This is a genomic window from Pseudomonas sp. LjRoot277 (assembly GCF_964253845.1).
Taxonomy (GTDB): domain Bacteria; phylum Pseudomonadota; class Gammaproteobacteria; order Pseudomonadales; family Pseudomonadaceae; genus Aquipseudomonas.
Map to the genome: position 1 here is coordinate 5313811 of NZ_CAXURI020000001.1, position 14139 is coordinate 5327949.

15 protein-coding genes and 1 pseudogene are annotated in these 14139 nt (G+C 60.0%); 8 read left to right on the plus strand and 8 right to left on the minus strand.

Annotated features, from left to right (window positions below; genetic code table 11):
- Positions 1-137: 137 nt before the first annotated feature.
- The 3 genes from ACSQ87_RS24900 (at position 138) to ACSQ87_RS24910 (ending at position 2900) form a co-directional block, all read left to right on the plus strand.
- The gene (locus ACSQ87_RS24900) at positions 138-1265 is read left to right on the plus strand and encodes a glycerophosphodiester phosphodiesterase (RefSeq protein WP_436274591.1); all 1128 of its coding nucleotides are present in this window, start codon (positions 138-140) and stop codon (positions 1263-1265) included.
- Between the two features lie 109 nt (positions 1266-1374).
- Complete coding sequence (locus tag ACSQ87_RS24905; protein WP_436274592.1) at positions 1375-1680, plus strand: PepSY domain-containing protein; 306 nt, start codon at positions 1375-1377, stop codon at positions 1678-1680.
- Between the two features lie 134 nt (positions 1681-1814).
- Complete coding sequence (locus ACSQ87_RS24910; RefSeq protein ID WP_436274593.1) at positions 1815-2900, plus strand: sensor histidine kinase; 1086 nt, start codon at positions 1815-1817, stop codon at positions 2898-2900.
- On the opposite strand, the gene ACSQ87_RS24915 is transcribed toward ACSQ87_RS24910, so the two are convergent.
- Positions 2897-3334 carry a hypothetical protein gene (locus ACSQ87_RS24915; protein WP_150657199.1) on the minus strand — a complete coding sequence of 146 codons (438 nt, stop codon included), beginning with the start codon at positions 3332-3334 and terminating at the stop codon, positions 2897-2899. The genes ACSQ87_RS24910 and ACSQ87_RS24915 overlap by 4 nt on opposite strands.
- 112 nt (positions 3335-3446) lie before the next feature.
- Complete coding sequence (locus ACSQ87_RS24920) at positions 3447-5069, minus strand: methyl-accepting chemotaxis protein (RefSeq protein WP_223431849.1); 1623 nt, start codon at positions 5067-5069, stop codon at positions 3447-3449.
- 466 nt (positions 5070-5535) lie between these two features.
- Between ACSQ87_RS24920 and ACSQ87_RS24925 the strand changes: the two genes are divergently transcribed.
- Together ACSQ87_RS24925 and ACSQ87_RS24930 are read left to right on the plus strand one after the other, a co-directional pair.
- Complete coding sequence (locus ACSQ87_RS24925; RefSeq protein ID WP_008145929.1) at positions 5536-6558, plus strand: transporter; 1023 nt, start codon at positions 5536-5538, stop codon at positions 6556-6558.
- A 253-nt stretch (positions 6559-6811) separates the two neighbouring features.
- Positions 6812-8425, plus strand: coding sequence for an inorganic phosphate transporter (locus tag ACSQ87_RS24930; protein ID WP_436274594.1), 1614 nt, complete (start codon positions 6812-6814; stop codon positions 8423-8425).
- Between the two features lie 2 nt (positions 8426-8427).
- Here ACSQ87_RS24930 and ACSQ87_RS24935 read toward each other — a convergent pair.
- Both ACSQ87_RS24935 and ACSQ87_RS24940 read right to left on the minus strand, forming a co-directional pair.
- A pseudogene (locus ACSQ87_RS24935) lies at positions 8428-8520 on the minus strand (LysR family transcriptional regulator); the annotation flags it as partial.
- 90 nt (positions 8521-8610) lie between these two features.
- A complete protein-coding gene (locus tag ACSQ87_RS24940) occupies positions 8611-9054 on the minus strand; it encodes a multidrug/biocide efflux PACE transporter (RefSeq protein WP_436274595.1) in 444 nt (147 codons plus the stop codon).
- 90 nt (positions 9055-9144) lie between these two features.
- Here ACSQ87_RS24940 and ACSQ87_RS24945 point away from each other — a divergent pair, with 90 nt between their 5' ends.
- Positions 9145-9999, plus strand: coding sequence for a LysR family transcriptional regulator (locus ACSQ87_RS24945; RefSeq protein ID WP_283188928.1), 855 nt, complete (start codon positions 9145-9147; stop codon positions 9997-9999).
- Between the two features lie 113 nt (positions 10000-10112).
- On the opposite strand, the gene ACSQ87_RS24950 is transcribed toward ACSQ87_RS24945, so the two are convergent.
- From ACSQ87_RS24950 to ACSQ87_RS24960, 3 genes are all read right to left on the minus strand, one after another.
- Positions 10113-11348 carry an RNA polymerase sigma factor gene (locus ACSQ87_RS24950; RefSeq protein ID WP_436274596.1) on the minus strand — a complete coding sequence of 412 codons (1236 nt, stop codon included), beginning with the start codon at positions 11346-11348 and terminating at the stop codon, positions 10113-10115.
- Complete coding sequence (locus ACSQ87_RS24955) at positions 11348-11698, minus strand: YciI family protein (RefSeq protein ID WP_223431843.1); 351 nt, start codon at positions 11696-11698, stop codon at positions 11348-11350. The genes ACSQ87_RS24950 and ACSQ87_RS24955 overlap by 1 nt, the downstream gene beginning before the upstream one ends.
- Positions 11699-11778: 80 nt before the next feature.
- On the minus strand, positions 11779-12204 hold the full coding sequence (locus tag ACSQ87_RS24960) for a YybH family protein (protein ID WP_436274597.1): 426 nt from the start codon (positions 12202-12204) through the stop codon (positions 11779-11781).
- Between the two features lie 140 nt (positions 12205-12344).
- Between ACSQ87_RS24960 and ACSQ87_RS24965 the strand changes: the two genes are divergently transcribed.
- Complete coding sequence (locus tag ACSQ87_RS24965) at positions 12345-12830, plus strand: GNAT family N-acetyltransferase (protein ID WP_223431841.1); 486 nt, start codon at positions 12345-12347, stop codon at positions 12828-12830.
- Positions 12831-12837: 7 nt separating this feature from the next.
- Positions 12838-13443 carry a pyridoxamine 5'-phosphate oxidase family protein gene (locus ACSQ87_RS24970; RefSeq protein ID WP_436274598.1) on the plus strand — a complete coding sequence of 202 codons (606 nt, stop codon included), beginning with the start codon at positions 12838-12840 and terminating at the stop codon, positions 13441-13443.
- A gap of 133 nt (positions 13444-13576) precedes the next feature.
- On the opposite strand, the gene ACSQ87_RS24975 is transcribed toward ACSQ87_RS24970, so the two are convergent.
- Entirely contained in the window at positions 13577-14065 is a 489-nt protein-coding gene (locus tag ACSQ87_RS24975) for a GNAT family N-acetyltransferase (protein WP_436274599.1), read from the minus strand.
- Positions 14066-14139 lie beyond the last annotated feature (74 nt).

The following is a 14139-nucleotide window of genomic DNA, read 5'->3' on the forward strand; positions in this document are numbered from 1 at the left end:
CAAGAGTACTGCAAAGAAGCGCACAAAAGCGCTGAAAAAATCTGCTTTAAACACGTTTATGTCGGTCTGGCGATAGCGCAAGCGGCGCTCAGTTGTTAAAAGATACGTCTTTGAAAATCTGCGAAAGGACCTCGACCATGCCTGTTACCTTCACCAAGAGCGCCCTGTTGCTGAGTCTGATGCTGGGCCTCGGCCAGGCACAGGCCGCCAGCGAGCCAAGCTCCACCGCATTGGCAACCCGCACGGGCATTCCGCATCCGGCCGTGATCGCTCACCGTGGCGCGTCCTTCGATGCACCGGAATCCACCGCCGCCGCCTACAAACTGGCCCGCGATCTGGGTGCCGACTACCTGGAACTGGATGTGCAACGCAGCAAGGATGGCGTGCTGTTCGCCCTGCACGACAACAACCTGCAACGCACCACCGACGTCGCCAGTAAATTCCCTGAGCGCAAGGACCGCCCGGCCAACGAGTTCACTATCGCCGAGCTGAAAACCCTGGATGCCGGGAGCTGGTTCAACACTGCCTACCCGGATCGCGCGCGTCCTGCGTACGTCGGTCTGAAAATTCTGACCCTCGATGAAATCATCGACATTGCCCAAGGCAATCCGCTGCACAAGCCTGGCCTGTACATCGAAACCAAAGAACCGAAGCAATTTCCCGGGATCGAGCGCGACCTCAAGGAAAAACTCCAGGACCGCGGCTGGTTGAGTCCGGCCGGTTCGAAACTGGCGAAGAGCGATCTGGCCGTCGGCCAGGGCAAAGGTAAAGTCGTGCTGCAAACCTTTGAGAAGAGCAGCCTCGAACTGCTCGAGAAGGAAATGCCGAAAGTGCCGAAAATCCTCCTGCTGTGGGTCGGTGAAGGCAGCATCGAGCCGAATTCCAAGGTGACGTTTGCCGAATCCGGCGACAAGGACAAAGCCACTTACTACGCCAAACAACAACCGAAAGACAAAGCCGAATTCCAGCAATGGATCGAGTACGCCAAAGCCCAGGGTGCGATCGGCACCGGCCCTTCTGCCGCGCTGACCAAGGGTGGTGATCAGAGTTACTCGGACCTGGTGCAACCCTGGATGAACCAGTACACCCACGATCAGGGCTTGTTGGTGCACGTTTACACCATCGACGATGCCGTGGATTACCAGAAAGTCATGGACGCCGGCGTCGACGGTATCTTCACCAACCGCGCCAGCGAACTGCTCAAGTTCTACAAACGCCCGGCGGCGGCCAGTGTTGCGCAATTGCTGCAGAACAACGGTTACTGATGAACGAGGGAACGATCTTCGCTTAGTCGCGTTTGGAGAATTAAGGGTGGATTAAGTTGCGCCGGATAACCTGATCCCACTTAAACAGCTCATCCAAGGAAAGAACCTCATGAAAACCCTGACAGCCCTCTTCACCGCTGCTGCCCTGACCCTCACCGCTGGCCTGGCTCAGGCTGATGTCCGCGTCGACCAGATCCCTGAGCTGGTCAAAAGCGGCAAGATCAAGCCTTTGGAAGAAATGAACCAGGCTGCTCTGAAGTTGCATCCGGGTGCGACCATCACCGACACGGATCTGGATAACCATTTCAATGGCTACGAATACGAGGTCGAACTGCGCACGGCTAAAGGCGTTGAATGGGACGTGGATTTCGATGCCACCACTGGCAAAGTACTGAGCAACAAACAAGACGTGTAATCGCCTAACAACAAGCCGCACGATCTTCGAATCGTGCGGCTTTTTTGCACGTCAAATTCAGGCAATCAAGTCGCGTCAACGCCGCGTCAGCCCGCTAGAATCCCACCACACCATTCATACAGGGATAGATTGAAATGGGGCAAGCAGCGGCAGCAGATATCGCCACGATCGGCCGGATCAGCGCGGTGCCGGCGATTCTTCAAGTGATCCATGAACTGACGGGGCTGCGCTTCGCCGCCGTGGCCCGGGTCACCGAAGATTCGTGGACGGCGTGTGCGGTGCTCGACCAACTGAACTTCGGTTTGCAGGTCGGCGGCGAGCTGGACCTTGTCAGCCTCTATCAGTTCGAAAGCTACATCTCCGTGCCGATTTTCCGCACCGACGGACGCTTTTTCGGCACCCTCTGCGCCCTTGACCCCAACCCTGCGCCCCTCAAATCCAGCACGATCCAGAGCACCATGGAATCCTTCGCCCGGATGCTGGCGCTGCTGATCGAAGCCGAAGAAAACCTGCAAAAGACCGAATCAGCGCTGAAGCAGGAACGGGAAACCGCCGAACTGCGCGAACAGTTCATCGCCGTGCTCGGGCATGATCTGCGCAACCCCTTGTTCGCCATCAGCGCCGGTGCCGAAATGCTCCTGCGCAAACTACCCGATCCGGCGAATCAGCAACGGGCCCGGCATATCCTCACCAGCGCCCGTCGTGCGACCAAACTGGTCGATGACGTTCTGGATTTCGCTCGCGGCTCTTTGGGCCGTGGCATTCCCGTGAACATTGAACCGTGCCCGGATCTCAAGGATGCATTGCGTCATGTGATTTCAGAGGTTCAGAGCGTCCATCCCGACCGCACCATTGATTCATACATCGGCGACTTGCACAGCGGTCATTGCGATCGCGAGCGGATCGCCCAGTTACTTTCCAATCTGGTGGCGAACGCGGTTGCTCATGGCGATCCCGATGGCCCGATCGAAATCAGCGCGCAGATCAATGAAGGACAGTTCGTGCTGAGCGTGAACAATCAGGGGCTGATTGCCGAGGATGCGCTGCCCCATCTGTTCCGGCCTTACTCGCGACCGGCCAGCGGAACACCGCAGACCGGCCTCGGGTTGGGGTTGTACATTGCCAGTCAGATTGCGCAGTCTCATGGCGGAAAACTGGACGTGGTCTCGACCGAGCAGCAAGGCACGACGTTTACCTTCAGCCTTCCAATCCGGACTTAAGCGGTCGTACTGACCAAGGAACCGGAAGTACTGCCCCCCTCATCCTGCAACGCCTGCAACAACGCCGCCGTTGCCGTCTGCAACGAACCCGAAGTCGTCGCAATCTGCGACTGAGCCGCCGCGACGTCCGCCGCTTTGGCTTCGGCGCTTTCCTGTTTGGCCTGGGCCGCTTGCAGTTGCTGCTGTTGTTCCTGCAATTGCTTTTGCAGCTCGGCGATCTGCTTGCGCAGCTCTTTCACCGTATCGGATTCTTCGCTGCTGCTGGAGCTGCTGCCGCTCGCCGCGGGGGCGCCACCGGCGGATACCTTGGTGGTGTCGCTGGACGCCTCAGCGGTTGCCGTGACTGAGGTGTCTTCGGTGCTGTCGCTGACGGCAGTCTTGTTCGAAGCAGTCGTAGCCGTCGGGGTGATCGAAACGGAAGTGATGCTGACCATGGCGGTTTTCCATTGGGTTTATGGGATTACCGTGATCATCGACATCGACACTGCGGACTTGAGATCGACTGTGTACCGACTCGGTAAGCAAACCGGTACACAGCCCTTCCCGTTACGCGCTTAGACGTGCCGTCACTTCATTCAACTGCCCCGACAACCCGTGCAGGTTGTGGCTGGCCGCTTCGGTGCGCTGCACGTTGTCCAGATTGGTGCTGGCGATGCTGGTGATTTCGGTGAGGTTGCGCGAGATGTCTTCGGCCACCGACGTCTGCTCTTCCGCGGCGGTGGCGATCTGGCGGTTCATGTCGCGAATGGCTTCCACGGCAAGGGTGATGCGCTCCAGCATGGCGCCGGCCTGAGTCACTTGCTCGACACTTTCCTCACTGCGCGACTGACCGCTTTCAATCGCCTGAGCGGCGTCCACCGCACCGGTTTGCACAGTTTGAATGATCTGGTTGATCTCGATGATCGACGCCGCCGTGCGCTGGGCCAGACTGCGGACTTCATCGGCCACCACCGCAAAACCGCGCCCGGCTTCACCGGCGCGGGCCGCTTCGATGGCGGCGTTGAGCGCCAGCAGATTGGTCTGCTCGGCGATGCCGCGAATCACTTCCAGCACCTTGCCGATGCGCCCGCTGTCGGTTTCCAGACGACGGATGACCGTGGCGGTATTGGCGATTTCGCCGCGCATTTGGGTGATGGTGTGAATGGTGCCCTGCATGACCTTTTCGCCCTGCTGGGCGGACTGGTCGGCATCGTCGGCGGCACGTGCCGCATCGGCTGCGTGACGCGCGACTTCTTGCGCGGTAGCGGACATTTCGTTCATTGCCGTGGCCACCTGATCGGTGCGGTTGAACTGCTCGTTGGTGCCGCTGGCCATCAGGCTGGCGATGGAATTCAGCTCACCGCTGGCGCTGTCCAGATCCTGGGCGCTGCGCTGCAAACGGTTGAAGGTTTCGGCAAGAAAATCGCGCAGGGTATTGGCGGCCGTCGCCAGTTTGCCCAGCTCGTCCTGACGGGTGCTGGCCACGCGTTCGGCGAAACGACCCTGGCTGAGTTGCGCCACGTACTCGATCAGTTTGCGAATCGGCTCGACCAGGTTGCGGTTGACCAGCCACAGGCTCAGCAACCCGATCAACAGACCCGAGACGAGCATCACAATGATCCCCAGCAACACGGTGCGGTCAGCGTCGGCGCTGATCAGCTTCGATTGCTCGGCACCCTGCTTGCGCAGTTCGCTGACCAACTCACTCATCTGATCGCTGGTCGCGCGGTCCACTCCTTTGACCGCCGTGTCGCCAGCCGTTGGGTCAGCGCCTGCCGCCACGTAGGCGTCACGGCCCTTCTGATAGGCCGCGCCCAACAGACGATGTTCGTCCCGCAGGCGTTCGATGCGAGTCTTGAGTGACGGCTCGATACCCTTCTGTCCGGCCAGTTCACCGAGGATGCCCTGCACGTCGCGCTGGCGGTCTTCGAATTGCTTCCAGTATTTGTCCAGATCCGCAGGCTGCTTGCCGCGTAGCAGAACGTTTTTCCACTCCTGTACCTGCACCTTGAATTGCAGGTTGGCTTCATCGATCAATTGCGAGGTGTGCAGTGGGCCTTCGATCAGATTCGCGTAGTTCTGAACACCGCTGGACAGAAAGTGAAAGCAGGCCAGGGCGATCAGCAACATGGCCAACAGGCTGCCGCTCAACAAGGCAAGGATTTGTGATCTCAGGGATTTTTGCAGCATCGAGTGATACTCATGACAGGGATGAGGCACGCCGCAACAAGGCGTGAAAGGTGTCCGGACATCCCTGTCTGCGACCTTGATTCGTGGCCAAAGCCGTGCAAGTTAACGTCAGCGTAATCGGCGCCCCAGAGCGGTTCTTGAATGAATTCCGACCATCGGTACGGCCACTATTTTGCCGCTATCCAACTGTCACAAAGCCGTCAAAAACCCTTGCGATGATGTGGCTCAAGTGAACCTGCAAAACCCGCCATAACGCGATCTGTAGCAGCTGGCGAAGCCTGCGTTCGGCTGCGTAGCAGTCGTGAAATCAGACGATGCGGTGTTTCAGAAAAACCTCGCACTCAGGTTTACGACTGCTGCGCAGCCGAACGCAGCCTCGCAAGCTCGACAGCTGCTACAGAACCGAACGCAGGCTTCGCCAGCTGCTACACAAAGCGACCGACCGCACCTCCTTCAGCGAGACTCCATGAACCACAGCATCGACCAAAGTCATCGCGACACGGACCTGTTCGGTCTGCTGTACGGTTTCAGTTTTCGCCCCGGCGAGCGCGGCCGGGAGCTCGATTCGGCCAAGGCGTTGCAGTGCCTGCAACAACCCGGCGACAACGACGAATTTCTCTGGCTGCACCTGAACCTGGCTCATGCGGCGTGCGAGCGCTGGATGAAAAGCCATCTGGAATTGCCCGACGAATTTTTCGAAGCGCTGCATGAAGGTTCGCGCTCGACGCGCATCGAGCATGTGGATTCGGCGTTGCTGGCGGTGGTCAACGACGTGGTGTTCAACCTCAGCAGCATGGTCTCCTCGGATGTCTCAACGCTGTGGGTCTGCGCCCGCAGTCGGCTGATCGTCAGCGCACGCCTGCAACCGCTGCACTCGGTGGACAAACTGCGCTCGTCGGTGAAGGCCGGTGAATGCTTTCGTTCACCGCTGGAATTGCTGGTGCATCTGCTGCGCGATCAGGGCGAAGTGCTGACCCAGATCGTGCGCAAGACCAGCCTCAGTGTCGATCAGATCGAAGATGAGTTGTTGTCCTCGCGGCTGTCGACCAACCGGGCTGAGTTGGGTGCCAACCGACGGGTGCTGGTGCGCCTGCAACGCTTGTTGGCGCTGGAACCAGGCTCGTTGCTGCGCCTGCTCAATCGCCCGCCGCAGTGGTTGCAGAAGGAAGACGTCAAGGAGCTGCGCAAGTCCACCGAGGAGTTCGCGCTGATCATCAACGACCTCACGGCGCTGGGCGAACGGATCAAGCTGTTGCAGGAAGAAATCGCCGCCAACCTCAACGAACAGAGCAACCGCACGCTGTTCACCCTGACCGTGGTGACGGTGCTTGCGTTGCCGATCAACATCATCGCCGGGTTCTTTGGCATGAACGTCGGTGGGGTGCCGCTTTCCGGCGACCCGGAAGGGTTTTGGATTCTGGTGGCATTGGTCGCGACGTTTACCGTGATCGCCGGGCGTTGGGCGTTTCGTAAGCGTCAGGATTATTGAGAGCGGCTTACATCCCTTCGCGAGCAAGCCCGCTCCCACACTAGATCACTGCCGGGCACAAAATCTGCGCTCACTGAAGTTCAGTGTGGGAGCGGGCTTGCTCGCGAAGACGGCAGCACAGTCACCATCCAAGTCCGAGACGGATCAGATCAACGGATTCACAAAAAACCCAAACCCTGACCTAGGGCAGTCTCTCTGTAACATTCAGCAACGATCATGGGCGACACTCCTTCTCCCCTCAGGATTGTCCGTCATGGCTACTCCTTCCTTCACCGCCGCCCAGGCGCCCGCCAATAGCGCCAAACCGCAACTCGATAAAAAGCCCGGCCTGCTGACCATCGTGATTTTCTTCGCTGTGCTGGGCAGCGGGCTGTTGTTCACCGCCTACAGCCTGATGCACGACATGAACGAACTCGGCACCGTGGTGACCACCTGGACCCCGTTTCTACTGTTGGGCGTGGCGCTGCTGATTGCCCTCGGCTTTGAATTCGTCAACGGTTTCCACGACACCGCCAACGCCGTGGCCACGGTGATTTACACCAACTCCTTGCCGCCGAATTTCGCGGTGGCCTGGTCCGGGTTCTTCAACTTCCTCGGGGTGCTGCTGTCCAGCGGCGCCGTGGCGTTCGGCATCATCGCCCTGTTGCCGGTGGAGCTGATTCTGCAAGTCGGTTCCTCCGCCGGTTTCGCGATGATCTTCGCCCTGTTGATCGCCGCGATCCTGTGGAACCTCGGCACCTGGTGGCTGGGCTTGCCGGCGTCTTCGTCGCACACTCTGATCGGCTCGATCATCGGCGTCGGCGTCGCAAATGCCCTGATGCACGGCCGCGACGGCACCAGCGGCGTGGACTGGGCGCAGGCAACCAAAGTCGGTTACGCGCTGTTGCTGTCGCCGCTGATCGGCTTCGCGTTTGCCGCGCTGTTGCTGCTGGCCTTGCGTGCTTTCGTGAAGAATCGTGCACTGTACAAGGCACCGAAGGGCGACACTCCGCCACCGTGGTGGATTCGCGGCATGTTGATCCTGACCTGCACGGGCGTGTCCTTCGCCCACGGTTCCAACGACGGCCAGAAAGGCATGGGCCTGATCATGCTGATTCTGGTCGGCACGCTGCCAATGGCTTACGCGCTGAACCGCACCATGCCGGCGGACCAGGCGCTGCAGTTTGCCGCCGTGGCCGAAGTCACCCAACAAGCGCTGGTCAAAAGTGCGCCGCTGCCAGCGCCGGCCGACCCGCGTCCGGTGCTGTCCGACTACGTGCGCAGCAAGGAAGTCACGCCGCAACTGATCCCTGCCCTCGCTGCGTTGACCGGCAATATCGGGAACGAAGTGAAGGGCTACGGCTCGCTCTCGAAAGTCCCGGCCGAGGCCATGGGCAACGTGCGTAACGACATGTACCTGACCAGCGAAACCATTCGCCTGATGGACAAAAACAAGGTCGGCAACTTCGACGCCGACACCACCGGCAAGCTGCAACTGTTCAAGCAGCAGATCGACAACGCCACGCGGTTCATTCCGCTGTGGGTGAAAATCGCGGTGGCCATCGCCCTGGGGCTGGGCACCATGGTCGGCTGGAAACGCATCGTGGTGACGGTCGGCGAGAAGATCGGCAAGACCCACCTGACGTATGCGCAAGGCGCCTCGGCGGAAACCGTCGCGATGCTGACCATCGGCGCGGCGGACATGTTCGGCCTGCCGGTGTCGACCACACACGTGCTGTCATCGGGCGTGGCCGGGACCATGGTGGCCAACGGCGGCGGCTTACAGATGAAGACCATCCGCAACCTGCTGATGGCCTGGGTGCTGACCTTGCCGGCAGCGATTGTGTTGTCGGGCAGTTTGTATTGGCTCTTCACCCAGTTGTTCTAAGGTCAGGTGGTTGACCGGATCTCCTGCCCCAACCAATCCATGAACGCCCTGACCCGCAACGGCAGATGCCGTTGCCGGGCGTAGAGCAGCGAGATCAACGGGCAGCGCGTGGAAGCGTCGGGCGGGATGTTTTTGTAAACGCCATCAAGATCAAAAGATCGCAGCCTCGTTTCACTCGACAGCTCCTACAGGGATCCCGAAACAGCCTGGCGCATCACCACCCGCTCCCGTACCACGTCATACGTCCAGTGATAAACGTAGGTGTACGGCAGGAAAAACAGCAGCACGCCGATATCCAGCACGAACGCTTGCCACAGGCTGACCTTCAGCCACCAGGCAATCAACGGCACGCCCACCGCGACCAGACCGCCTTCGAACAACAGCGCATGGACAACACGCACCCACGCGTTGTGCACGATGCCGTAGTGTTTGAGCGCACGGTCGAACAATCCGTTGAAGACCACGTTCCAAGCCAGGGCAAGTGCCGCGATAGCCATGGTCACGACGCCCATGTCGAGCATCGGTTTGTCCATGATCCAGGCCAGCAACGGGGTACAGATCAGGATGGCCAGCAATTCAAAACCGATGGCCTGGAAAATACGTTCAGTGATGGATTTGTTGGCGCTCATGGCCAGACTCCTCTGAGTGACTGTGGTTGCCATGATCCTTCTTCACACCGATACTTCATAACCAATAACCATCGATCAAGGCGATAGTTCATGGCCTCTCAAGAAGTGTTGCAGGCCTTCGTTCAGGCAGCGACTCAAGGCTCGTTTTCCGCCGCGGCGCGCAAATTGGGCCGCAGTCAGTCGACCATCAGCGCCGCCGTGGCCAGCCTTGAAATCGACTTGAACCTGACACTGTTCGACCGCAGCAGCCGCAAGCCGAGCCTGACCCCGGCCGGGCACGTGATGCTGCAACGGGCCGAGGAAATCCTGGCCGCTACCAGCCGACTGGAAATGACCGCCAGCCAACTGTCCCAAGGGGTCGAGCCAAAACTGACCGTGGCGATTTCCGACACGTATCAGTCCGACCGTTTCGAAGCAGCGCTCAGTGCCTTCGAGCAGCGCTATCCGGATCTGGAACTTGAATGCCTGATCGCCGAGTGCGATGACCTGGTGGCCTTGGTGCAACGGGGTCGGGCGCATGTGGCCTTCGCCGAAAAACAGGACAGTTACCCGCCGGACCTGGTCAGTTCGACCGTGGAAGAACGGACGGAGATTGCCCTGTTCGTGTCCCGCGAGCATCCGTTGGCGGCGCTGAGCCACATTGATCAAGACGTGTTGCAACAACACCGGGAGCTGCGTCTGGCGACGATCGTCAATCCGTATGAAAGCCGTGCGAAGGGGCGCGTCTGGTCGGCGCCGAGTTATCTGATGCTGCTGGAAATGGCCCAGGGCGGGTTCGGCTGGGCGCCGTTGCCGCGGTGGCTGGTGGAGCGGTTTGGGCCTGGGACGTTGCAGGAACTGGACGTGCGCGGCTGGCCGAAACCGGTGTTCGTCGATGCGCTGTGGTCGCGGCTGCATCCGCCGGGGCCGGCGGGGAGTTGGTTGCTCGGCAAGATGTTGGAATAGCGGTGCTGCCATTCGCGAGCAAGCCCGCTCCCACATTCAACCGCATTTCTGTTGAAGGAACTCGGTCAACTGTGGGAGCGGGCTTGCTCGCGAAGAGGCCCGCAAGATCATCATCACTTCAGCTCCCGCAACCGGGCCTCGATAAACCGCCGCTCCGGCACTTGCTGCGTCAACTCCAACGCCCGCTCATAAGCCGCCCGCGCCTCATCTACCCTTCCCAACTGCCGACAAAACTCCGCCCGCGCCGTGTGCGCCAAGTGGTAATCCAGCAAATCACCCCGCGCCAGAATCCCTTCAATCAACGTCAGCCCCGCCAACGGTCCATCCCGTTTGGAGATCGCCGCCGCACGGTTCAATTCGATCACCGGCGAAGGCACCGCCCGCAACAGCACGTCATACAGACCCACAATCTCCAGCCAGTCCGTTTCCGCCGCCGTGGGCGCTTCGGCATGCGACGCTGCTATCGCCGCTTGCAGGCAATAAGGCCCGAATTGCCGAGTCGTCAGCGCCCGCTCTACCAACGCGCAACCTTCAGCGATCATCTCGACGTCCCACAACGAACGGTCCTGCTCATCCAGCACGATCAACTCTCCGCTCGCCGATGTCCGAGCCGGGCGTCGGGACTCATGCAACAGCATCAGCGCCAGTAGCCCCATCACCTCGGGTTCGGGCAACAGTTCCATCAACAAACGACCGAGCCGAATCGCCTCACGGGTCAAATCCTCACGGGTCAGTTCCGCGCCCATGGACGCGGAATAGCCTTCGTTGAACACCAGGTAAATCACTCGCAGCACGCTGTCCAGGCGCTCGGGCAATTCCGCCAGGGTTGGCACTTGATAAGGAATTTTTGCGTCACGGATTTTGGCCTTGGCACGCACGATGCGCTGGGCGATGGTCGCTGGCGCCGACAGAAAGGCCCGGGCGATTTCTTCCGTGGTCAGGTCGCAGACTTCGCGCAGCGTCAGCGGCACCTGGGCGTCCGCCGCGAGTGCCGGGTGACAACAGGTGAAGATCAGGCGCAGGCGATCGTCTTCCACGTCTTCGTCACTCCAGTCGGCCTGCTCCAGCGCCTCCAGTTGAGCGATCAACATCGGTTGCGACGCGATGAAGCGTGCGCGCCGACGCAACACATCGATGGCCTTGAAGCGCCCCGTGGACACGAGCCAGGTACGCGGATTGTCCGGCACGCCGTCACGCTGCCAGCGCTCGACCGCGACGAAAAACGCCTCGTGCAAGGCTTCTTCGGCGAGATCGAAATCGCCAAGCAAACGGATCAGGGTCGCCAGAATCCGCCGTGAGTCGTCGCGGTAAACCTGCTCGACCTGCGCCCGTACCGACTCGGCCGACATCAGGCGCCGGGATTCAACTGGCGAACGGGACGAACCTCGACACAGCCGACCCGGGCCGCCGGGATGTTGCCGGCGACCTGGATGGCTTCATTGAGGTCCTTGGCATCGATCAGGTAGAAGCCGGCCAATTGCTCCTTGGTTTCGGCGAACGGGCCATCGGTGATCGACATCTTCCCGTTGCGCATGCGCACGGTGGTCGCGGTCTGCACCGACTCCAGCGCCTCGGCGGCGACCATTCGGCCGCTGCCCTGGATCGCCTCGCCGTAGGCCATGCATTCAGCGTCGTTCGGGCTCTCGGGCAGCGAGTGCAACGTATGTTCGTCGCTGTAGACCAGGCATAAGTACTTCATGGGGCTCTCCTGAATCGAACGGATCAACTATGGCTGCAGATTGACGCTTTCGCGACATTCCCGACGAATCGGCCTGATGCTCAGGGTTCCAGGTTGAACAGCACCGTGCCGCTCATCATGTCGAACGGAGCCGACCAGTGCTCGTGGACGATGCGCCATTGCCCTTCGTCGCGCCGATAGCAGGCGGTCACGCGCATCCAGCAGGCCTGGGTTTCGCCCTTCTCGTTGGTGCCACCGCAATGGGCCAGCCAATGGGCGAAGGCGATGTGCTCGTCCGCGACGATGTTCATATGGTCGAAATCAAACGTGTGCGCGCCCTGGCACATTTCCATGCATTCCTGCCAATGCGCGCGGTAGGCTGCCTTCCCGCGGAATTGCAGGGCCTTGACCGCGTCGTAGGAGACGATGTCTTCGGCATACAGGGGCATGAGTTTCTCGACATCCTTGGCGATGACCGCCTGACGATAGGTGTCGATCAGGGTCTGGATTTCGTGGGTAGCGTTCATGGTGGTTCTCCGTGGTTTTTGTTGTGAAGACACCCTTAGTCGTCTGGCGAAAAGCCAAATCGACAGTAGAAATAAAAATAATCCATGGACGCAAACTCGTTAGAATTCGAAACACATTTTGTTGGAAAAAGGACACTCCAGTGACAGCCAGACTCGTGCCTTACGACAGCCTGAACGCGCTCCAGCGCCAGCAGGTCGAGGCCATTGAAGTTCACAAAGAACAAATCAGGTTCTCCGGCGATATTCACGGTGCGTTGCACACCTTGCTGTCCAAACCCGGCCCCGGCGTCAAAGGATTCGCGCTTCTGGTCGAGGATGTTCCCGTGGCCTTTCTGCTGCTCAAGCGCCCGCCCGTATTGCCGGCCTGGGCCGATGAACACAGCGCCACCCTTCACGCACTGCAAGTCGATCAACGGGCTCAGGGCAAAGGTTATGGCAAGGCCTGTCTGCAAGCCCTGCCCGACGTGGCGCGTCAGGCGTTTCCGGAAATAAAGGGGCTGGAGTTGTCGGTGGATGCGGACAACGAATCGGCCATCGCGCTCTACGCAAAATTCGGCTGGGTCGACAGCGGCGAAGCTTACAAGGGCCGGATCGGTTACGAACGGCGCATGGGTCTGATTTTCTGAGGTGGTTATGCTCAACAGCATCGAAGAACTGGAAGCCCTCTACGGCCAACCCCACGACCGCGCCGTGCGCAAGCAGATCCCCTTTCTGAACGAGGACTATCAGGCAATGGTCCGCGCCTCGCCGCTGGTGATCGTCAGCTCGGTGGGGCCTGACGGGATGGACGGTTCGCCACGGGGTGACACGGCGGGTTTCGTGCGGATCATTGATGAACGCACCCTGGCGATCCCCGATCGGCCGGGCAACAACCGCATCGACACGCTGCGTAACGTCGTGCTCAATTCGCGGGTGTCGCTGCTGTTCATCATTCCCGGGATTGGCGAAACATTGCGGGTTAACGGCACGGCAAAGATCAGCGCCGAACCTGGGTTGCTGGAGAGCTTTGCGGTGAACGGAAAACCGGCGCGCACGGTGATGCTGGTGACGGTGGAAGCGGCGTATTTCCACTGCTCCAAGGCCATCGTTCGTTCGGATTTATGGAACCCGCAAAAGCACCTCGAACGCTCTGCCCTGCCGACGGCGGGTGCGTTTCACAAGCGGTTGAACGATGGGCAGTTCGATGCCGAGACGTATGACCGGGAAGCGCCGGCGAGAGTGCGGGATAGTCTCTACTGACACAACACCGAATCACTGTGGGAGCGGGCTTGCTCGCGAATGCGGTGTGTCAGTCACGAATGATGTTGACTGACACACCGCATTCGCGAGCAAGCCCGCTCCCACAGTGAATCGTCGGTGTTCGATAGATTGGTTACAACTCGAGCACCATCTCATGCCACGCCATCCCGCCATGGTCAGACGCTGAAGGCTTGATGTAGGCAAAGCCAAACCCGGCATATAGCGGAATGTGCCGCTCCTTGCACATCAGATGGATGCTGGTCTTGCCCAGCGCGCGCATCCGCTCGATGAATTCGCCCATCAACTGTTTCGCTAGCCCCTGCCCTTGATAATCCGGGTGCACCACCACCGACATGATGACCACGTGCGGGCCGGCCGGGTCGTGGCCGATCAGTTCCTTGAACGCCTCGTCCGACATCTCGACCTGAAACGCCGCACCGGAATTGATGAAACCGGCTACGACGCCGTCGACTTCGGCCACGATGAAACCTTCGGGCCAGGTGGCAATGCGCCTGGCGATTTTTTCGCGGGTGGCGGCTTCGTCGCCTTCGTAGGCAACGGTTTCGATGGCGTAGCAGCGGTCCAGATCAGCAGGTGTGACGTGACGGATGACGGTGTTCATGGCAGCTCGGGATCAGCGATGGAAAGGCGGGGGATCATAAATTAATAAGGTGTTCATATCGATCAGAGAGGCGG